General features: G+C 63.7%; 18 protein-coding genes. 7 read left to right on the plus strand and 11 right to left on the minus strand.

All coding sequences use genetic code 11. The features are described 5' to 3' along the window. Position 1: 1 nt before the first annotated feature. The 3 genes from MJ639_RS02720 to MJ639_RS02730 all read left to right on the plus strand — a co-directional run bounded on the left by MJ639_RS02720 (position 2) and on the right by MJ639_RS02730 (position 2,774). Positions 2-919 carry an LpxI family protein gene (locus MJ639_RS02720; protein ID WP_243368509.1) on the plus strand — a complete coding sequence of 306 codons (918 nt, stop codon included), beginning with the start codon at positions 2-4 and terminating at the stop codon, positions 917-919. Then, the gene (gene lpxB / locus MJ639_RS02725) at positions 912-2,105 is read left to right on the plus strand and encodes a lipid-A-disaccharide synthase (protein WP_243368511.1); all 1,194 of its coding nucleotides are present in this window, start codon (positions 912-914) and stop codon (positions 2,103-2,105) included. Before MJ639_RS02720 ends, lpxB begins: the two co-directional genes overlap by 8 nt. A gap of 222 nt (positions 2,106-2,327) precedes the next feature. Then, entirely contained in the window at positions 2,328-2,774 is a 447-nt protein-coding gene (locus tag MJ639_RS02730; protein WP_243368512.1) for a hypothetical protein, read from the plus strand. A gap of 25 nt (positions 2,775-2,799) precedes the next feature. Here MJ639_RS02730 and MJ639_RS02735 read toward each other — a convergent pair whose 3' ends face one another. From MJ639_RS02735 to gltX, 3 genes are all read right to left on the minus strand, one after another. Beyond that, positions 2,800-3,711 (minus strand): agmatinase, encoded by a 912-nt coding sequence (locus MJ639_RS02735; protein WP_243368514.1) that lies wholly within the window; start codon positions 3,709-3,711, stop codon positions 2,800-2,802. Between the two features lie 105 nt (positions 3,712-3,816). Further along, entirely contained in the window at positions 3,817-5,106 is a 1,290-nt protein-coding gene (gltA, locus tag MJ639_RS02740) for a citrate synthase (protein WP_243368516.1), read from the minus strand. A 175-nt stretch (positions 5,107-5,281) separates the two neighbouring features. Then, positions 5,282-6,709 carry a glutamate--tRNA ligase gene (gltX, locus tag MJ639_RS02745; RefSeq protein ID WP_243368518.1) on the minus strand — a complete coding sequence of 476 codons (1,428 nt, stop codon included), beginning with the start codon at positions 6,707-6,709 and terminating at the stop codon, positions 5,282-5,284. Between the two features lie 143 nt (positions 6,710-6,852). Between gltX and MJ639_RS02750 the strand changes: the two genes are divergently transcribed. Continuing rightward, positions 6,853-9,123: a ComEC/Rec2 family competence protein gene (locus MJ639_RS02750; RefSeq protein WP_243368520.1), complete on the plus strand. Its 2,271-nt coding sequence runs from the start codon at positions 6,853-6,855 to the stop codon at positions 9,121-9,123. Here MJ639_RS02750 and lexA read toward each other — a convergent pair. From lexA to MJ639_RS02790, 8 genes are all read right to left on the minus strand, one after another. Beyond that, positions 9,101-9,805, minus strand: coding sequence for a transcriptional repressor LexA (lexA, locus tag MJ639_RS02755; protein ID WP_243368522.1), 705 nt, complete (start codon positions 9,803-9,805; stop codon positions 9,101-9,103). The genes MJ639_RS02750 and lexA overlap by 23 nt on opposite strands. A 109-nt stretch (positions 9,806-9,914) precedes the next feature. Beyond that, positions 9,915-11,171: a molybdopterin molybdotransferase MoeA gene (locus MJ639_RS02760; RefSeq protein WP_243368524.1), complete on the minus strand. Its 1,257-nt coding sequence runs from the start codon at positions 11,169-11,171 to the stop codon at positions 9,915-9,917. Continuing rightward, a complete protein-coding gene (moaC, locus tag MJ639_RS02765) occupies positions 11,168-11,644 on the minus strand; it encodes a cyclic pyranopterin monophosphate synthase MoaC (RefSeq protein WP_243368526.1) in 477 nt (158 codons plus the stop codon). The genes MJ639_RS02760 and moaC overlap by 4 nt, the downstream gene beginning before the upstream one ends. Then, positions 11,641-12,441: an indole-3-glycerol phosphate synthase TrpC gene (gene trpC, locus MJ639_RS02770; protein WP_243368528.1), complete on the minus strand. Its 801-nt coding sequence runs from the start codon at positions 12,439-12,441 to the stop codon at positions 11,641-11,643. Before trpC ends, moaC begins: the two co-directional genes overlap by 4 nt. A 7-nt stretch (positions 12,442-12,448) precedes the next feature. Further along, on the minus strand, positions 12,449-13,462 hold the full coding sequence (gene trpD, locus MJ639_RS02775) for an anthranilate phosphoribosyltransferase (RefSeq protein ID WP_243368530.1): 1,014 nt from the start codon (positions 13,460-13,462) through the stop codon (positions 12,449-12,451). 19 nt (positions 13,463-13,481) lie between these two features. Beyond that, positions 13,482-14,090, minus strand: coding sequence for an anthranilate synthase component II (locus tag MJ639_RS02780; protein ID WP_243368532.1), 609 nt, complete (start codon positions 14,088-14,090; stop codon positions 13,482-13,484). A gap of 40 nt (positions 14,091-14,130) precedes the next feature. Beyond that, positions 14,131-15,651 (minus strand): anthranilate synthase component I, encoded by a 1,521-nt coding sequence (trpE, locus tag MJ639_RS02785; protein ID WP_243368534.1) that lies wholly within the window; start codon positions 15,649-15,651, stop codon positions 14,131-14,133. 19 nt (positions 15,652-15,670) lie between these two features. After that, complete coding sequence (locus MJ639_RS02790; protein ID WP_243368536.1) at positions 15,671-17,569, minus strand: SurA N-terminal domain-containing protein; 1,899 nt, start codon at positions 17,567-17,569, stop codon at positions 15,671-15,673. Between the two features lie 135 nt (positions 17,570-17,704). On the opposite strand from MJ639_RS02790, the gene tpiA reads away from it, so the two are divergent. The 3 genes from tpiA to MJ639_RS02805 all read left to right on the plus strand — a co-directional run bounded on the left by tpiA (position 17,705) and on the right by MJ639_RS02805 (position 20,868). Beyond that, a complete protein-coding gene (tpiA, locus tag MJ639_RS02795; RefSeq protein ID WP_243368538.1) occupies positions 17,705-18,472 on the plus strand; it encodes a triose-phosphate isomerase in 768 nt (255 codons plus the stop codon). 255 nt (positions 18,473-18,727) lie between these two features. Next, on the plus strand, positions 18,728-19,132 hold the full coding sequence (secG, locus tag MJ639_RS02800; protein WP_243368540.1) for a preprotein translocase subunit SecG: 405 nt from the start codon (positions 18,728-18,730) through the stop codon (positions 19,130-19,132). Between the two features lie 107 nt (positions 19,133-19,239). Further along, a complete protein-coding gene (locus MJ639_RS02805; protein ID WP_243368542.1) occupies positions 19,240-20,868 on the plus strand; it encodes a CTP synthase in 1,629 nt (542 codons plus the stop codon).

Genomic DNA, 20,868 nt, shown 5'->3' on the forward strand with positions numbered 1-20,868 from the left:
CATGCAGCCCGAGCACGCAATAAATTCAGGGGCCGGCTCCCAGGGTCCGGCTCATGCTTCAAGCGGTCCCATCGCCATCGTTGCAGGCAGCGGACGTCTTCCCATTCAGCTCATCGAGCATCTCGAACGCACGGGGCAGGATTACCGGGTCCTCGCGTTCCGAGGCTTTGCCGAGCCTGAATTGCGTAGGAAGGCCCACGCCCATGTGGACCTGCTCGATCTCAAGACCATCATGAGCACGCTCGACGGCTGGAAGCCGCGCGCGGTCTCCCTCGTCGGCGCGGTGCGCCGCCCAGGCTTTACGGCCTTGCTGGGCGCATACTCGGCCCTTCGCAACATGCAGGAGGTGAAGGAGGTCATCACCCGCGGTGACGACCAGGTACTCCGTGGTGCGGTGATGCTCATCGAGGAGCGCGGACATCGCGTGGTGGGGGCGCACGAGCTCGCGCCGGATCTCGTTGCTTCGCGCGATCTACATGGATCTCTGGAGCCCAACGAAGATGACCGGCAGGCCATCACGGTTGGTCTCGATCTTCTTGCCTCCCTGTCTGCGTTCGATATCGGACAGGGGGCCGTGATCGCCCGCAACCATGTGCTTGCGATCGAAGGTCCCGAGGGCACCGACCGCATGCTGGTGCGGGTCGCAGGCTTTCGCCAATCCTGGTTCGGCCTTCGCCGCCGCAAAGAGGGTGGGGTGCTGATCAAGGCCGCGAAGCAGGGCCAAGACCTGCGGGTCGACATGCCGACCATCGGCCCACGCACGATCGCCGAAGCCGCGAAGGCAGGTCTGTCCGGCATCGCCATCGGCGCAGGCTCCACCTTCGTGCTCGAGCAGGAGGAAACCTTACGCACCGCCGACCGTCTTGGGCTTTTCCTTGCCGCCGTCGATTTGCCCTGGATGGAGAAGGCCCGTGGCTGACACGAAGCCGCTCAACATCTGGATCGTCTCAGGCGAGGAATCCGGTGATCAGCTCGGCGCGAAGCTCATGCGCGCGCTGAAAGCACGGCTCGGAACCGAGCGCCTCAGCTTCGGCGGTGTCGGCGGTCACGCCATGGAGGCAGAAGGCCTCAAGAGCCTATTCCCGCTCGAAGACATCGCCGTCATGGGCATCGTTGCCGTCATCGGCCGACTGCCGACCGTGCTTAACCGCATCAAGCTCACCGCCGATGCGGTGGTCGCGGCCAATCCAGATATTCTCATCATCATCGACAGCCCTGATTTCACGCACCGCGTCGCCAAGGCCGTGCGCAAGCGCGCGCCGCATATTCCGGTGGTGGATTACGTGAGCCCATCGGTCTGGGCGTGGCGTCCGGGCCGCGCTGCGAAGATGCGCGCCTATGTGGATCATCTTCTGGCATTGCTGCCGTTCGAGCCCGATGCACACAAGCGCCTCGGTGGCCCGCCAACGACCTATGTGGGCCATCCGCTGATCGAGCGCGTGACGGAGTTCAGGCCGGCGGAAGGTGAGCGCAATCTGCACAGGGACGGACCCGTCAATCTTCTTGTGCTGCCGGGCAGCCGCCGCTCCGAAGTGAGCCGTTTGCTCGATGTCTTCGGTGAGACGTTGAAGCTGCTGCAGCAGCGTTCAGCGCGCTCCTTCGAGGTGACGATTCCCGCCGTGCCGCATCTCGTGCAGGCGATCCGCGAAGGCACAGAATCGTGGAGCGTGAAGCCGCGCATCGTGGAGGGCGAGGCCGCCAAATGGCAGGCCTTCCGCCGCGCGGATGCGGCGCTTGCTGCTTCCGGCACCGTGACCCTCGAACTCGGCCTCTCCGGCATCCCGATGGTGGTGGCCTACAAGGTGTCGAAGATCGAGGCGCTCATCCTGCGTCCGCTGATCAAGGCGCAATCCATCGTGCTCACGAACCTCGTGCTTGGCGAAAATGCGATTCCCGAATTCATCCAAGAGGATTGCACGCCGGAAACGCTAGCAGTGACGCTTCTGCCGCTGCTCTCGGATACGTCGGAGCGCCGTGCGCAGGAGGCAGCGCTCCAGCGCCTCGATGAGCTGATGCGGATCGGCGACGAGATGCCGAGCGAGCGGGCGGCGCGGATCGTCGAGGAGGTTCTTCGTCGTAAAAAGGCGGAAGCCCCTGCCGCCTAGCTTTTGCGACTCTGTTTCCCTATCCTTTCCCACCATCAGCAGAGGGACGGGACAATGATAGACAGATGGCTTTCGCGCATAGGCGTAACCTGTGTCGTTGTTCTTGGCTGTACGGCTTTCGGTGCGCGTGCCGATGAACTCAAATGCGAAGGCGCCTTCGCCAGGGATTCGGATCATCAAAGGCTGATCAGCGTCTTCGGACCACGGAACGTGGAGAAGTCCGTGGTCTATGAAGAATCGGAGCAGATGAATGCCAGCACCATCTTCCCGAAGGATCCGGCTCGGAACATCGAAGTCGTCTGGTGGAACGAGAAGGCACGCAAGCGACCGTCTTCTATCCAGACTTCCGGCAGTGCTTGGAACGGCCCCAAAGGCATCCGTGTCGGGATGACATTGGACGAGGTGGAGGCTCTCAATGGCAGGCCTTTCACGCTCTACGGCTTCGGCTGGGATTTCGGTGGAACGAGTTCGGATTGGAAAGGTGGCGACCTGGCTGCCCTTCCAGGCGGCTGTAATCTGTTCGTCATCTTCTCATTGGATGAGACGGCCAGCGAGGAGGCGCAGATAAAGGTTTCCAGCGACAACGAATTCGTCTCGAACCAGAACGAGATCAAGGCCGTGAGCCCCAAGGTCGTCAGGATCGGTCTGGGCTTTCCGCAGAAGCAATAAAAGGACTCTGCGGGAAAGCAGAGGCTCACACCTGCCGGGCGATGGTGCCGATGACATTGACGAGAAGCCGCGCGGCGGTCAGAGCCGACAGGTTGTCGATATCGGCTGGAGGGTAAAGCTCGACGATGTCGAATCCTGCGATCCTGGCCCGACGGCCAAGGCCCGAGATCAAGTCGATTGCTTGTGTGTAGGTGAGGCCGCCGGGAGTGCGTGAGGCGACACCTGGCATGATGCTGGGATCAATGCCGTCGCAATCGAGAGTGACGATAACTCGCGCTCCTTCCGGGATATGCTTAAGAGCAGCTTCAACGCCTTGAGAATGTATCTCACGGGCTGTCACGATGCGGCTGCCGTAATGCCGTGCCGCTTCTAGTTCCGCAAGGCGTGCGCTGCCCACGCTCCGCATGCCAACCTGCACGATACCAGCGACGTGCTGCATCTCGCTCGCCCGGCGCATCGGGTTCGAATAGCCGTAGCGCTCACCCTGCACTTCGTCACGCCAGTCGATATGAGCGTCGATCTGCAGGATCCATACAGGCCCGTGCTCTGCAAAACCGCTAAAGAAGGGAATGGGGACGGAGTCGTCCCCGCCGATGAGGATCGGGACAGCAGGCAATGCTAAGATCTCGCGTGTCTTTGCCTCGATCCGAGCCCGGTTGCCGGCATTGTCATGCATGATGGTGGGAATGTCGCCAGCATCGATGCAGCAGATTGGTTTGTTATCGAAAAGTGGGCCGCCAAGATCGAAATCCCAGTGCTCGACGAGTGCCGCATCATCCTGGCTCGCTACGCGAATGGCGTTGGCGGCTAAAGTGTAGCCGCTGCTGTTGCTGCCGGGATAGGTGCTGCCGTGGCCAGCTCCGAAGATCACTGCGCAAGGCCTGCGGCCATCAACAAGATGCGTAGGAAAACCGAGAAAGGGGCTTGAGACGGTCATCTCTTGAGTTCCCTATAATCGTTGAGTTGCGATCGTAGACCGGACCTGGAGTTCACAGCAAAAAGGGGCCTTCCGGCCCCTTTCTCACATCCGTTGTCGGAAATCTTATCCGCGCTGGGCGACGGTCACGTAGTTGCGCTCCGGCGAGCCCGTGTAGAGCTGGCGCGGACGGCCGATGCGCTGGGACGGGTCCTCGATCATCTCGCTCCACTGGGCGATCCAGCCGACCGTGCGGGCCAGCGCGAAAAGCACCGTGAACATGGAGGTGGGGAAGCCCATCGCCTTCAGGGTGATGCCCGAATAGAAGTCGATGTTCGGGTAGAGCTTCTTCTCGACGAAGTACTCGTCCTTCAGCGCGATCTGCTCGAGTTCCATGGCGACGTCGAGGAGCGGATCGTCCTTGATGCCGAGTTCGCTGAGCACTTCGTGCGTGGTCTTCTGCATGATGCGCGCGCGCGGGTCGTAGTTCTTGTAGACCCGGTGGCCGAAGCCCATGAGGCGGAACGGATCGTTCTTGTCCTTCGCCTTGGCGATGTACATCGGGATCTTGTCGGGCGTGCCGATCTCTTCCAGCATCTTGAGCGCTGCTTCGTTGGCGCCGCCGTGAGCGGGCCCCCAGAGGCAGGCAATGCCGGCCGCGATGCAGGCGAAAGGATTGGCGCCGGACGAACCAGCAAGACGCACGGTCGAGGTCGAGGCGTTCTGCTCGTGATCGGCGTGCAGGATGAAGATGCGGTCGAGCGCGCGCGAGAGAACCGGGTTCACCTTGTACTCTTCGGCCGGAACCGCAAAGCACATGCGCAGGAAGTTGGACGAGTAGTCCAGATCATTCTGCGGATAAACGAAGGGCTGGCCCACATGGTACTTGTAGGCCATGGCGGCAAGCGTCGGCATCTTCGCGATCATGCGCATGGAAGCGACCATGCGCTGGTGCGGATCGGAGATGTCGGTCGAGTCGTGATAGAAGGCCGAAAGCGCGCCGACGCAGGCGACCATGATGGCCATCGGGTGGGCGTCGCGGCGGAAGCCGGTGAAGAACCGGTTCATCTGGTCATGCACCATCGTGTGGCGCGTGACGCGGTAGTCGAAATCGGCCTTCTGAGCGGCGGTCGGCAACTCTCCGTAGAGAAGCAGATAACAGGTCTCGAGGAAGTCGCCGTGCTCGGCCAGCTGGTCGATCGGGTAGCCGCGATACAGCAGAACGCCCTTGTCACCGTCGATATAGGTGATCTTCGACTCGCAGGAAGCGGTCGAGGTGAAGCCGGGGTCGTAGGTGAACATCCCGGTCTGGGCATAAAGCTTCGAAATATCGATGACGCTCGGGCCGATAGTGCCCTCTTTCACCGACAGGTCCACGGCCTTGTTGTCGACTGAGAGTGTGGAATTGGAACTCATGGGTCTTCGCCCTTTCAGCAGGAGGCCGGGCATAACCTAGAGCAGCCGAACGCCCGGAGGAGAGCCTCCGGGCTAAGCTGCCGGACCGAGGTCAGCCGGTCGGGGGAGAATATGGGGCCTTCGGTAGCTTATCCGTAGGTGCCCCGCAAGCACGTCTAAAGGTGGGTGCGTCCTGCTATGCAGCAGGCGCATCCTTCAGCTGATCTTCAAGCCGCAACAGGGTTTCTTCACGGCCGAGAACCGCCATCACGTCGAAGAGGCCAGGTGAGGTGGCTTTGCCCGTCAAGGCAGCGCGCAGGGGCTGCGCCACCTGTCCGAGCTTGGCTCCAAGGGCCTCCGCATGCTCGCGCACGACGGCCTCGACGCTCTGGGCGTTCCAGTCGTTCAGGCCTCGCAGCTTTTCCACGATGCCGGCAAGGCGCGGACGGCCCTCGCTGATGAGACCAGCAGCCTTTTCCTCCAGCTTCAGCGGACGCTGGGCATAGAGGTAATAGGCGCTGTCGAGCAGCTCCACGAGGGTCTTGGCGCGCTCCTTCAGGCCCGGCATGGCGGCGGTGAGCTTCTCACGCAGCTCGGGGCTGAAAGTCGGGCCGAGACCGCGCTCGGCGCCGATTTCCGACAGGATGCTCTCAATGGCGTTCACGAGGTCTTCGTCCGCCGTCTGGCGCATGTAATGGCCGTTGATGTTCTCGAGCTTCGCAAAGTCGAAACGTGCAGGCGAACGGCCGATATTCTTGAGGTCGAAGGCCTGGATCATCTCCTCGGTCGAGAAGATTTCCTGGTCGCCGTGGCTCCAGCCCAGACGCACGAGATAGTTGCGCAAGGCAACCGGCAGATAGCCGAGCGCGCGATAGGCCTCGACACCGAGCGCGCCGTGGCGCTTCGACAGCTTGGCGCCGTCCGGTCCATGGATGAGCGGAATGTGCGACATGCTCGGCACTTTCCAGCCCATGGCCTGATAGATCTGTGTCTGGCGGGCGGCATTCGTCAGGTGGTCGTCGCCGCGGATCACATGGGTCACGCCCATGTCATGATCGTCCACCACGACGGCGAGCATGTAGGTGGGCGTGCCGTCCGAGCGCAGAAGCACAAGATCGTCGAGGTCCTTGTTCTGCCACACGACGCGGCCCTGCACCTCGTCCTCCACCACGGTCTCGCCCTCGATGGGGGCTTTCAGGCGGATGACAGGCTTCACGTCCTTCGGGGCCTCGGACGGATCGCGGTCGCGCCAGCGGCCGTCATAGCGGGAGGGGCGGCCCTCCTTGCGGGCAAGCTCGCGCATCTCCTCCAACTCCTGCTGGCTCGCATAGCAGTAATAGGCGCGGCCCTGAGCCAGCAGCGTCTCGGCCACCTCGCGATGGCGGGCGGCGCGGGCGAACTGATAGACCACGTCGCCGTCCCATTCGAGGCCGAGCCATTTCAGGCCGTCGATGATCGCCTCGATGGCGGCTTCCGTGGAGCGTTCCCGGTCCGTGTCCTCGATGCGCAGCAGCATCTTGCCTCCATGCCGCTTGGCATAGAGCCAGTTGAACAGGGCCGTGCGTCCCCCGCCGATATGCAGGAAGCCGGTGGGCGAGGGAGCGAAGCGGGTGACGACGGTCATCGCAGGAACCTTGGTTGAAATTCTTGAATAGGGACGCAGCCTTGAGGCCGCCGGCCCGCGTTGGTCCGGCTCATCCACAGGACGGTTTGGGCCGAAGCGTGGGCTCGTCTAGCATGCAACCGACCCCGCGTTAAGCCAAAGCCATGACCCAGGACAACAAAGCAGAGCCGAACAGGATCCCGCGCAGCCTTGCGCGGGCCGTGGCGCTGCCGCGTCCCTCTGGTCTGGTGCTCGATTGGGGCGCTCTCGACTGGCGTGGCTGGTGGCAGAAATGCCTGACCCAGGAAATCGAGCAGCGGCGGCTCTTTCCCTGGATCGCCGTGTGCTTCGGGCTTGGCATCATGCTGTTCTTCCAAGCCGATCAGCCTTCGCTCTGGGCTCCGCTCGGTGCTCTGGCGATCTGCGTCGCAGCTTCCGTGCGCCTACGGCACAATCTCTTCGCCCTGTCCGTCTGCATGGCACTCGCTGCAATCTTCGCCGGATTTTCGGCGGGTGTGATCCGCACACGCAGCGTCGCGGCTCCGGTTCTCACCCGCGTCGTGATCGCGCCGGTCTCGGGCTTCGTCGAAGCGGTGGAGGATCGCGAGGAGGGGCAGCGTATCCTGTTGCGCGTAGTTTCCCTCGAAGGCGTTGCCGCGCCCGAGCGTCCGGAGCGTGTGCGCGTCTCCATCCGAAAGGCCGGTGATCTTACGGCTGGCGCGTTCGTCACGGGCACTGCTCGTCTCCTGCCGCCGCCGCAACCTGCCTGGCCCGGAGGTTACGATTTCGCGCGCGACGCCTATTACAAGGGTATCGGTGCGGTCGGCTCTTTCACCGGCTCCGTGCGCCAGCTTGAACCTCCGACGCCTCCCGGTTGGTCGCTTTGGCTCGCTGCGCAAGTGGACGAGGCGCGCAACGCACTCACCGAACGCATTGCCTCCGCCATCGGCGGTGCCGCAGGCGGTGTCGGTGCGGCCCTCGTCACCGGCAAGCGCGGGCTGATCGGCGAGCCTACGAACGATGTGCTGCGCGCAGCCGGCATTTATCACATCGTGTCGATCTCCGGTTTGCACATGGTGCTTGCCGCAGGCACGTTCTTCTGGCTCGTGCGTGCACTTCTTTCACTGAGCCCTGGCCTCGCGCTCACATGGCCCGTGAAGAAGATCGCCGCAATCGTCGCGATGATCGGTGCCACCGCTTACTGCATCTTCTCGGGTTCCGATGTCGCAACGGTGCGCTCGCTCGTCATGACGCTCGTGATGTTCGGGGCCGTGCTGGCGGATCGCCCGGCGCTCAGCATGCGCAACTTGTCCATCGCCGCGATCATCGTGCTTGCGCGCGAGCCGGAGGCGCTGCTGGGACCGAGCTTCCAGATGTCGTTCGGGGCCGTTGCCGCGATGATGACGCTGGTGCCGCTGCTGCAATGGCGGAAAGAAGAGGCTGCGCCCTCGACGCTGATCGAGAAGGCTCTGGCCTGGATCGGCCGCTCGGCCTTCGGGCTCATCACCACCACCCTTGTGGCGAGTTTCGCGACCGCACCTTTTGCGGCCTATCACTTTCAGAGTCTCAATCCATACGGTCTCATCGGCAATGCGCTCGCGCTGCCGCTCGTATCGCTTGTGGTGATGCCCTCAGCTGTTCTCGGGGTGCTGGCTTATCCCTTCGGCCTCGATGCGCCTGTCTGGGCGCTGATGGGCCTTGCCGTCGCAAAGGTGCTCGACGTCTCCGCATGGGTCGGAGGTTTCAGCGGCTCGACCGTCGTTGTGCCTGCGCTCGGCATCAGCGCTCTCGCGTTGCTGAACCTGGGTCTATTGATCCTGACGGTGCCGATCTCGCATCTGCGATGGCTCGCGCTCATTCCCGCTGGCGCAGGACTGGCCTTCGCCGCCACGCCGCATCGATACGATATCTATGTGGACCGCGAAGGGGCGGGGGCTGCGATCCGCAACGTGCAAGGACAACTCACCCTCGTCGGAAAGCCGTCCGATTTCGTAACCGAGCAATGGCTACGCGCGGATGGCGATGGGCGCAGTGTCGATGATGCATCGCTGAAACAGGCGGCGCGCTGCGACAGGCTCGGCTGCACCGTCGAGACAGGTGATCGACGCGCCGTGGCCTTTGTGAAGGAGTTTTCAGCTTTCGAGGAGGATTGTCGCCGCACGGCAATCATCATCACACGGCTTGATGCGCCACCATCATGTGCTGCACCCGTGGTGCTGGATCGTCAGGCTCTTGCCGAGCGAGGCGCGACGGCCATTCGCCTTACGCCGGAGGGTACCGAAACGCAGTCCGTGAAGAAGGGCCGCGAAGTGCGGCCGTGGGCAGCGGCATCGGCAGCCGAGACTGCTCCTGCTCAGGAGAAGCCGCGACCGGCGCGGCCTATTCCTGAGCAGGATATTCCGGAAGAAGAGGTCAGTACCGGCGAACCAGACTGACGAGCTTGCCCTGGATCTTGACCCGGTCGGGACCGAGCACGCGGGTCTCGTAGGCCTGGTTGGCGGCTTCCAGCGCAATCGAGGAGCCACGACGGCGGAAGCGCTTGAGGGTCGCTTCCTCATCGTCGATCAGCGCCACGATGATGTCGCCCGTATTCGCCGAATCCTGCTTGCGGATGACCACGAGGTCGCCGTCGAGGATGCCGGCTTCCACCATCGAGTCGCCGCGCACTTCGAGGGCAAAGTGATCGCCCTGCGAGAGGAAATCGCCCGAGAGGGTGACGGAGTGGCTGCGGTTCTGGATCGCGGAGATCGGCGTACCGGCGGCGATTCGGCCCATGACCGGGATCGTAGCCGTATCGCGATAACGCTCCTCGGCGGGAGGCTGCGGCGCAGGCTTCTTCTCGGTCAGGCCGCCCTCGACCACGCTCGGCGTGAACCGGCGCTGACCGGCGGCTGCGCCGACGGATTCGGGCAGGCGGATCACCTCAAGGGCACGCGCGCGGTTCGGCAGGCGGCGGATGAAGCCGCGTTCCTCGAGCGCCGTGATGAGGCGATGAATGCCGGATTTCGACTTGAGATCGAGCGCATCCTTCATCTCGTCGAAGGACGGCGGGACCCCGGTTTCACGCAGCCGCTCATGAATGAAGCGGAGCAATTCGTGCTGCTTGCGCGTGAGCATGACAGACCCTTACTGCTCCTCGAAGGAGCGATTCTGGAAAACAAAGCAAGAACAGGGTAGCTGTTCCCGCTGTGTTCTGCAAGTCCATGCTTAAGCTGATGTGGAATATTCAGCAAAAACGAGCCAGCCGCACGATCCGGCAAGGCTCTCCAGCCTGGGCCGCGGGCGCGTGAGGCGGCCTGACGAGCAGGGCTTCCGAGCGTTCGAGGATGCTCAGCACCGACGAATCCTGGAGCATATGCGGCGTGGCGACCGGGAGCGGGATTCGCTCCGGGCGCTGGGTGAGGGCGACCTCGAATTCCTCGCACGACAGGGAGGCGCGCATGTAATCCTGCCGGGGACCGTTGGCGGGCAGGTCCGCGCCGAGGATGGCGGTTTCCGTCGGGTCCGCATCGGGCCGCGCGTCGCCTAGGAAAGCGCGGATGGCGGGGATCAGGAAAAGCACCGCGCAGACCAGCGACGAGACTGGATTGCCGGGAAGCCCGAGGAGCAGTGTGTCTGCGAGCTTGCCATGCATCAGCGGCTTGCCGGGGCGCAGTGCCACGCGCCAGAAGCCGAGTTCCATGCCCTGGCGCTGCAGGGCCTTCTGCACGAGATCGTGCTCGCCCACCGATGCGCCGCCGAGCGTGACGAGGATATCCGCCTTCGCATCGCGGGCGGCCTGAATTCGCTCCTCGAGGGATTCGAGGCTGTCGCGGGCGATGCCGAGATCGATGGCATCGGCTCCGGCTTTCTCGACCATCAGGATGGTCGCGGGCAGGCTCGAGGCGGTGATCTGGTCGGGGCCTGCCGTTTCGCCCGCGCGCACCAGTTCGTCACCGGTGGCGAGGATGGCGACGCGCGGCTTGCGGCGTACGGGCAGCATGCCGTGGCCCATGGCGGCGGCAAGCGCGATATGGCGGCTGTCGAGGCACAGGCCCGCCTGCAGCAGCACATCGCCCGCCGCGAAATCGAGACCGGCTTTACGGATATGCTGTCCGTGGCGCGGGCGCTCCTTGACGATCACCTGATCGCCGGACCGCTCCGTGTCCTCCTGGATCACGATGGTATCGGCCCCATCCGGCAAGGGCGCGCCGGTGAAGATGCGCACGGCCTGCTGTGGTCCGAGTGTTCCGGAGAAGCGTTGTCCCGCCGCACTCGTGCCGATCACCTGAAAGGTTGCGGGCATATGATCGGCGTCGATGGCGCGGATGGCGTAGCCGTCCATGGCGGAAGCGGGGAAGGGCGGCTGGTCGCGCAGCGCGCTCACGTCTTCGGCCAGAGCGCGGCCTGCGCATTGGCTCAACGGCACATGTTCGATGGAAACCGGCTTATCGACGCTTGCCAGCACACGGGACAACGCATCCTCGACCGGGATCAAGCTCATGGCGCCTCGTATATTCCTGAGCGTCCGCCGCTCTTCATGCGAAGACGCACGTTCTCGATCCGCATGCCTTTGTCGGCCGCCTTCACCATGTCGTAGATCGTCAGGCACGCGACGGAAACGGCGGTGAGCGCCTCCATCTCGACGCCGGTCTGGCCCGATACTTTCACCTCCGCCGTCACGCGCACGCCGGGAAGCGTGTCGTCCAAAGCGCAATCCACCTTCACCTTGGAAATGAGAAGCGGGTGGCAGAGCGGGATCAGCTCATGCGTGCGCTTCGAGGCCATGATGCCGGCAAGCCGCGCGGTGCCGAGTACGTCGCCCTTCTTCGCATCGCCCTGACGAATGAGCGTAACCGTTTCCGGCAGCATCACCACGCATCCTTCCGCAATCGCGGTGCGGCTGGTGATGTCCTTCTCCGAGACATCGACCATGTTGGCCTCGCCGCTCGCGTCGAGATGCGTGAGCTTAGTCATGCCGCCTCGCCGAACAGAAGGCGCCGGGTCGCCGCCGCCACATCAGCCTGACGCATCAGGCTTTCGCCCACCAGGAAGGTGTTGATATTCACCTTTTGCAGGCGCTCGATGTCCTCAACATTGAAGATGCCACTCTCGCCAACGATGATGCGGTCGGAAGGGATGAGCGGCGCAAGCTCCTCGCTCACCGTGAGCGACACTTCGAAGGTGCGAAGGTTGCGGTTGTTGATGCCGATGAGCTTGGTGCCAAGCGGAATGGCGCGCTCCAGCTCCGCGCGGTCGTGCACTTCGACCAATACATCCATGCCGAGTTCATGCGCGGTGTCGATCAAGGCGCGCGCTTCGTCATCCGACACGCTTGCCATGATGACGAGAATGCAATCCGCACCCCAAGCACGCGCCTCATAAACCTGATACGGCTCGAAGAGGAAATCCTTGCGCAGGCCCGGAAGGCCGGACGCCTCGCGTGCCTGATTCAGGTATTCCGGCTTGCCCTGAAAAGACGGCTCGTCGGTGAGAATCGAAAGGCATGTCGCGCCGCCATCGGCATAAGCCTTGGCAAGACTCGGCGGATCGAAATCGGCGCGGATCAGGCCCTTCGACGGGCTTGCCTTCTTCACCTCGGCGATCAGCGCGGGACGGCCCTCGGCGAGATGGCGCTCGATCGCTTTCGCGAAGCCGCGCGGAGCCGGCATTGCCAGCGCGCGGCGCTTGATCTCGTCCAAAGGAACGGCCGCTTTCGCTGCTGCGATTTCCTGACGCTTATAGACTTCGATCTTGCTCAGCACGTCGCTCATGACAGCCTCAGGCGTTCGAAACTTTGACGAGGCGCTCCAGCGTGCCCTTGGCCGCGCCACTGTCGAGCGCCTGCGAGGCACGCTCAAGGCCGTCGCGTAGATTCGCCGCCGCATCCGCGATCACGAGGGAAGCGGCGGCATTGAGAAGCGCCACATCGCGATAGGCGCTGCGCGTGCCGTCGAGTACAGCGCGCAAGGCCCGCGCGTTGTGCTCGGGATCGCCGCCCTTCAGGTCATCGAGCTTTGCGACCGGCAGGCCAACTTCGTCCGGCGTCACGGTGAAGCGGCGGATCGCGCCGTTTTCGAGAGCGGCCACGAAGGTCGGGCCGGTGGTGGTCATCTCATCGAGACCGTCGGAACCGTGCACGGTCCACACCTTGCGGGAGCCGAGTTCCTTCATGACTTGCGTCAGCGGATCGAGCCAAGCCTCTGAAAAAACTCCCAGAAGCTGATTCTTGACGCCTGCCGGATTCGAGAGAGGCCCGAGCAGGTTGAAGATCGTGCGGGTGCCGAGTTCGACGCGTACCGGAGCCACATGGCGCATGGCGGCATGATGAGTCTGGGCGAACATGAAGCAGAGACCTGCTTCCTTCAAACAGCGCTCCAACCCGTTCGGATCGAGGCCGAGCTTCACGCCGAGTGCCGCAAGCACATCCGCCGTACCGGATTTCGAGGAGGCCGCACGGTTGCCGTGTTTAGCCACCGGCACGCCGCAAGCGGCCACGATGATCGAGGCGAGCGTGGAGATGTTGTAGCTGCCGGAATGGTCGCCGCCCGTACCAACGATGTCGACGGCGTTCTCAGGCGCCGTCACCGGCAGCATGCGTCCGCGCATGGCGGAAACCGCGCCAACGATCTCATCGAGCGCTTCGCCGCGAACGCGCAGCGCCATCAAGAATGCGCCACCTTGTGCGGGCGTCACCTCGCCGGAAAGCAGGTCGTCAAATGCCCATCGCGCTTCGTCCCGGGTCAGCGATGCGCCGGTAGCGACTTTGGCGAGATAGGATTTGAAGGATTCCATTGCTTTGGTGCCTTGGGAGTTAAGCGGCGTTCGGGCGGTGCTTGGAATTCCAGGCCGCCGCCAGATCGAAGAAATTGCTCATGATCGCCCGCCCGTGCTCCGTCAGGATGCTCTCCGGGTGGAACTGCACGCCGTGGACCGGCAGCGAGCGATGGGATAGGCCCATAATCAGCCCGTCGGCAGTCTCGGCCGTGACCGCGAGATCAGCCGGGCAGGTTTCACGATCCACGATCAGCGAGTGGTAGCGGGTCGCCTTGAAGGGACCGTTGATGCCGCGGAACACGGCTTGTCCCTGGTGTTCGACCTCCGACACCTTGCCGTGCATGGGCAGTGGTGCGCGGGAGACCGTGCCGCCGAAAACCTGGCCGATGGTCTGAAGGCCGAGGCAGACGCCGAAAGTGGGGATCGTGGGCGAGGCGCGCTTCACGAGATCGAGGCAGATCCCCGCCTCGTTGGGTGTGCACGGACCCGGCGAGAGCACGATGGCGTCGGGCTGCGAGGCCAAGACTTCATCCGTAGTGATGGCGTCGTTGCGCACCACCTCCACGGAGGTGGCGAGGGGGCCGAGCAGGTGCACCAGATTCCAGGTGAAGCTGTCGTAATTGTCGATGACGAGAACGCGGGTCATAGCGCACCGACGTTCGCGTAATGAGAGAAGGCGGTCAAGTTCATTGCCCGATCCTCGCCTGGCTCGCGAAGCGTACGGCCTCTTCAGCGGCCTTGAACAGGGCCTTCGACTTGTTGATGCATTCCTGCTGTTCGGAGGCAGGATCGGAATCGTAGACGATGCCCGCACCCGCCTGGACGGCCATGCGTCCGTCCTTCACCAAGGCGGTACGCAGAACGATGCAGGTATCCATTTCGCCGTTCGCGCCGAAATAGCCGATGCAACCGGCGTAAGGCCCGCGCTTGTCCTTCTCCAGCTCGTCGATGATCTGCATGGCGCGCACTTTAGGCGCACCGGAGACGGTGCCTGCAGGGAAACCCGCGACCAGCGCATCAAGCGCGTCGAAGCTGGGGTCGAGGCGGCCTTCCACGTTCGAGACGATGTGCATCACCTGGCTGTAATATTCGAGGAAGAAGGAATCCGTGACCTGCACGGAGCCCATTTCCGCCACGCGGCCCACATCGTTGCGACCGAGATCGAGGAGCATCAGGTGCTCCGCGCGCTCCTTCTGGTCCGCGAGCAGGCTTTCTGCATGGGCGCGATCCTCGGCAGCAGTCTTGCCGCGCGGACGCGTTCCGGCGATCGGGCGGATCGTCACCTTGCCGTCGCGCATCCGCACCAGGATTTCTGGGCTCGAGCAGACGATCTGGAAATCCTCGAAATCGAGATAGCAGAGGAATGGAGCCGGATTAACCCGGCGCAGCGAGCGGTAGAGCGCGAAGGCGGGCAGGGGGAAGGCCGACTCGAAACGCTGGGACAGCACCACCTGGAAGATGTCGCCTGCGCGGATGTATTCCTTCGCCTTCGCCACCATCGCTTCGAATTCCTCCGGCGTCGTGTTCGACACGGGCGGATCGAAGTGGATAGCGGTAGGATCGCTGCGATCCTCGATGGGCAGCGGCAATTCCAGCGCCTGCGTGACTTCGTCGATGCGCGAGAGCGCTGCCTCATACGCCGCCTTCGCCGACACGCCCGATTGCGGGCGCACAGGCGTGATGAGCGAAATCTCATCCTTCACCGCATCGAACACCACCATCACCGTCGGGCGGATGAGGATGGCGTCCGGCACCTTGAGCACATCCGTGTTCGGCTCAGGCAGGAGCTCCATCTGGCGCACCATGTCGTAGCCGAGATAGCCGAACAGGCCCGCCGCCATGGGCGGAAGATCGTCGGAAAGCGGCAGGGCGCTTTCCTTGATCAGCGCGCGCAGGCTCTCTAGAGCGGGGCGCTCGTCGGTGACGAATTGCTTGTCGCGGGTGAGCGCATTGCGGTCGATGGCGGCGACACCGTCCTGGCATCGCCACACGAGATCCGGATCGAGACCGATCATCGAGAAGCGGCCGCGTGTTGCGCCGCCTTCGACGGATTCCAGCAGAAAGGCCGAGCCCTTCCGGTGGTGCCGCAGCTTGATGAAGGCTGCGACGGGAGTGAGAAGATCGCCCACGAGGGTGGCGCGCAGAACGCCTGCCTCGCCCTCCTCATAGGCCTTCGCGAAAGTCTCGAAATCGGGCGCGATGCTCATGATCTAGGTTTCACCCGGCTTAGAGTTCACCACCGCCGGTCGCCTGGCGCAGCGCCTGCTGGTTGATGGTCACGCCGAGATCCTGGCGGGCCTGGGCGATGTATTCATTGACCAGATCGTCGCTCATGCCGGTGCGCAGCTGGTTCTCGACATTCTGCACCTGCTGCGAGGTGGAGGGCAGCGGCGGCACGGTTGCGGCCGTGACCTTGAAGACGGCGCGGGAATCCGCCGCGTTCGCCGCATGGCTCGCCTTGCCGACCGGCGTGGAGAAGATGCGGTTCACGGCTTCCGCCGAGAGGTCGTCCTTGTTGGCGTTGCGGGTGAGGCCGGTGGCATTCTTCACAGGTGCGTTCACAGCCTGCGCCACGGCCTCGATGGCCTCGCCCTTGTCGAGACGCTCGGTGAGTTCGCGCGCCTTCTCGGACAGACGCTGGCTCACCTGATCGTCACGCCATTGCGCAACCACCTGATCGCGAACCTCGTCGAGGGTCTTCTCGCGGGAGGGCTCGATGCCGGTCACATCGTACCAAACATAGCCGTTGGCCACGCGCAGGGCCTCGTTGTCGACGCCGATATCGGAGGCGAAAGCGGCCTTCGCGACGGCATCGCGCTGAGGCGCCGTCACCGGGTTGCCGGCCTTGTCGCGGCCCTGGGCGTCGATGGCCGGGATCTGGACGAGGGTCAGGCCCTTTTCCTTGGCGATGTCGGCAAGCGGCTTGGCGCCGGCGCGCAGGTCTTCGATCTCATCGTGGATGCGCTCAATCTGGCTCTGGGCGCGCTCGCGGGCGGCTTCCTGGCGGACCTCCGCGGCAACTTCTTCGAAGGGGCGCACGGCTTCGGGCTGGATCTGCGTGACGCGTACGAGAACTGGGCCGAAGCGGCCCTGAATCGGATCGCTCACGCCGTTCTGCGCCAGCGCGAAGGCGGCGTTCGCCACGGCAGCGTCGAGCATCTCGGCCTTCGTGAAGGTGCCGAGATCGAGGCCCGAGGCCGAGACGCCACGCTCGGCGGCCACGGCTTCGAAGGTCGTGCCTTCCTTGATCTTGGCGGCGGCGGCCTGGGCGTCTTCCATCGACGTGAAGGGAATCTGCTGGATCGTGCGGCGCTCCGGCTGGCCGTATTTCGCCTTCTGCTGCTCATAGCGCTGACGGGCATCGGCCTCGGACACGTCGTCCGGCTTCGCGATGGAAGCGGCATCGAGCGCCATCACGTTCACGGCGCGGTATTCCGGAGCCCGGAACGTGCTCTTGCGCTCCTCGTAGAAGCCCTGGAGCTGCTCGTTGGTCGGGGCCGGAATGTCGCCGGCAAGGGCCGGGGTCAGGACGAAATAGGAGGCCGAACGCTGCTCGCTGGCATAGCGGTGCATGGCGTCCTTGGCGGCTGCGGGAATGGTGACGTTGCCGGCGAGGGCATCGGTGAGATGGGCGCGAGCCATGGCTGCGCGCTGCTCCTGCACAAAGCCCACCTCGGAAAGATTCATATTACGCAGGGTCTGGTCGAATAGAATGCGATTGAACTGACCGCTGTTATCCTTGAAGGCCGGGTTGTCCATGATGGAACGGGCCACGAGCTCGTCCGAGACGGAAAGCCCCAGGCGTTTGGCCTCCTCGCTCAGCACAGCGTCAGTGATGAGGCTGTTGACCACGCGCTGGTCGAGGCCGAGCATACGGGCCTGCTCGGGGGAGATGACCGTGCGGAACTGGCGGCCGAGCTGCTGCAGCTGGGTGGTATAGGCATTCTGGACCTGAGCCACCGAAATCTTGGCGTCGCCCACTTCCGCGACGGTCGAAGCCGGCGTCGCGCGGAAGATGTCGCCGATCCCCCAGATGGCGAAGCTGACGATCAAAGCGCCGAAAAAGACGGTGGCGATGATTTTGCCGACCAGGGTCTGCCCAGCCTTGCGCATGTTCCGAAGCATCGTGAACCCGTTCTCAAAAAACTCGTTAAAGAGGCCGATACCCCATCAAAGGCCCTGGGAAAAGGGCAAGTCAGGTTGAAAGAAGCCTCAAGGCTCTGCTACTGCCAGGTTATCAAGCGTGACAGGAGTGAATGAATGAGCGTCGATCGGCCGCGCCCGCTGGTAGCGGGGAACTGGAAAATGAATGGTCTCAAGTCCTCGGGAGAGATCCTGAGCGCTCTTCAGACTAGCTATACCCCGGGCCTCAAGGCTAAGGTGGAACTTGTTGTCTGCCCCCCGGCTACCCTTGTGCATAGCTTCGCCGTTGCCTCCGTCGGCTCGCGTATCGCCATCGGCGCCCAGGACTGCCACGCCAAGGAATCAGGCGCTTATACGGGTGACCTCTCGGCCGAGATGCTGGCTGATGCCGGAGCGACCTATGTGCTCGCCGGCCATTCCGAGCGCCGCCAGTATCACAAGGAAAAGGACGCTGATGTCTGCGCCAAGGCCATGGCGGCCCATAGGGCAGGGCTCACGGCCATCGTCTGCGTGGGCGAGACCCGCGAGGAGCGCGAGGCCGGCAAGACCATCGCCGTGGTCCGCAAGCAGTTGCGCGGCTCGATCCCGGTCGATTCCAACAGCCACAACCTCGTGGTGGCCTATGAGCCCGTCTGGGCCATCGGCACCGGCCTGACGCCGACCGCCGCCGACGTGGCCGAGGTCCATGCCGCCATCCGCGACGAGCTCAAGCGCCTCGTGGGCAAGGCCGATCATGCCAAGGTGCGCATCCTCTACGGCGGCTCCGTGAAGCCCTCGAACGCCGCCGAGCTGATGGCTGTGGAGAACGTCAACGGCGCCCTCGTGGGCGGAGCGAGCCTCGTGGCTGCCGATTTCCTGGCGATTGCCGGGGCCTATCTCGGCTAATTTCTAGTACCGAACCTCATCCTGAGGAGCCGCGAAGCGGCGTCTCGAAGGAGATTCCAGTGCATTCTGGAGCCTCCTTCGAGACGGATTGCCAAGGCAATCCTCCTCAGGATGAGGGCAATGCAGGGCACTTGCGGGAAAAGAAGACTTGCGGGTCTTTGATCCTGCGCCCACCTATGCTACAGGCCGCCGCAACGAACGGATTGCGAGCGGCTGACGCATTTAAAAGCGCAGCCGCTTGAGGTTTTTGGAACGATGCAAACAGTTCTCATCATTATCCACCTGATCATTGTGCTCGCCCTGATCGGCGTGGTTCTCCTGCAGCGCTCCGAGGGCGGCGGCATGGGTCTCGGCGGTGGCGGTGGCGGCGGTGTGTCCGGCTTCATGACCGGTCGCGGCCAGGCCAACGCGCTCACCCGCGCCACGGCGATTCTCGCCGGCCTGTTCTTTGTGACGAGCATCGCGCTGACCATCATCGCGACGTCGGGCCGCGCTCCGCGCTCGATCCTCGACGGAGCCGCTCCGGCGGCTCCCGCCGGTCAGCAGGCTCCCGGCGCTCCGCAGGGCGGCAACGTGCTCGAGCAGTTGCAGCGCCTCCAGGGCGAGCAGCCGGCAGCCCCGGCGCCCAGCGCGCCGGCGCCAGCAGCGCCTCAGCAGTAAGTGAGCAGCAGGGCCGGACCTTCCGGCCCTCTTCTTTTGTGGATGGTTTCGGAGTGGCAGGATTCGCGCATTGCGAATCGGCGCTCCTTATTAATGGATAGGGGTCCATGACGCGGTACGTATTTATCACCGGCGGCGTGGTGTCTTCGCTCGGCAAGGGTCTGGCTTCGGCGGCCCTGGGAGCGCTTCTCCAAGCTCGCGGCTACAAGGTCAGGCTTCGTAAGCTCGACCCATATCTCAACGTCGATCCTGGGACGATGAGCCCGTATCAGCACGGCGAGGTCTTCGTGACCGACGACGGTGCTGAGACAGACCTCGACCTGGGCCATTACGAGCGCTTCACGGGTGTTCCGGCCACCAAGGCCGACAACATCACCACGGGCCGGATCTATCTCGACATCATCACCAAGGAGCGCCGCGGCGATTATCTCGGCGCCACGATCCAGGTGATCCCGCACGTCACGAACGCCATCAAGGATTTTGTGCTCACGGGCAACGAGGGCTTCGACTTCGTGCTGGTGGAGATCGGCGGCACGGTGGGCGACATCGAAGGCCTGCCGTTCTTCGAGGCGATCCGCCAGCTCGGCAACGACCTGCCGCGCGGTCAGGCGATCTATGTCCACTTGACGCTCCTGCCGTTCATCCCGTCCGCAGGCGAGCTGAAAACCAAGCCGACGCAGCACTCCGTCGCGGAGCTGCGCTCCATCGGTATCCAGCCGGACATTCTGCTCTGCCGTACGGATCGCGAGATCCCGAAGGACGAGCGCCGCAAGCTCGCTCTGTTCTGTAACGTGCGCGAGACGGCGGTGATCGAGGCGCGCGACGCCCGTTCGATTTACGACGTGCCGCTGGCCTATCACGAGGCGGGTCTCGACAGCGAAGTGCTGGCCGCCTTTGGCATCAACGATGCCAAGGCTCCGACCCTGTCGACCTGGACCAACATTTCCGAGCGCGTGCACAATCCCGAGGGCGAGGTGAACATCGCCGTCGTGGGCAAGTACACGGGCCTCAAGGACGCCTACAAGTCGCTCATCGAATCCCTGCACCATGGCGGCATCGCCAATCAGGTGAAGGTGAACCTGCATTGGATCGAAAGCGAGGTCTTTGAAAACGAGGATCCGGCTCCGTTCCTGGAAGGCATTCACGGAATCATGGTGCCCGGCGGCTTCGGCCAGCGCGGCGCCGAGGGCAAGATCCGGGCGGCCCAGTTCGCCCGCGAGCGCAAGGTGCCGTATTTCGGTATCTGCTTCGGCATGCAGATGGCCGTGATCGAAGCGGCCCGCTCGCTCGCCGGCATCAAGGATGCGAGTTCCACCGAGTTCGGACCGACCCCGGAACCCGTCGTCGGCCTCATGACCGAATGGCTGCGCGGCAACGAGCTCGAGAAGCGCACCTCCAGCGGCGATCTCGGCGGCACGATGCGCCTAGGCGCCTATCAGGCGAAGCTCACACCGGGCAGCAAAGTGGCTGAGATCTATGGCGGCACGGAAATCTCCGAGCGTCATCGTCACCGCTACGAGGTGAACATGTCCTACCGCGACAAGCTGGAAGCCAAGGGCATGCGCTTCTCCGGCGTGTCGCCCGACGGCGTTCTGCCCGAGATCGTGGAATATGAGGACCATCCCTGGTTCATCGGCGTTCAGTACCATCCTGAACTGAAATCGCGTCCCTTCGAGCCGCATCCGCTCTTCAAGAGCTTCATTCACGCGGCGGTCGAACAGAGCCGATTGGTCTAA

The organism is Microvirga solisilvae, assembly GCF_022808595.1.
Taxonomy (GTDB): domain Bacteria; phylum Pseudomonadota; class Alphaproteobacteria; order Rhizobiales; family Beijerinckiaceae; genus Microvirga; species Microvirga solisilvae.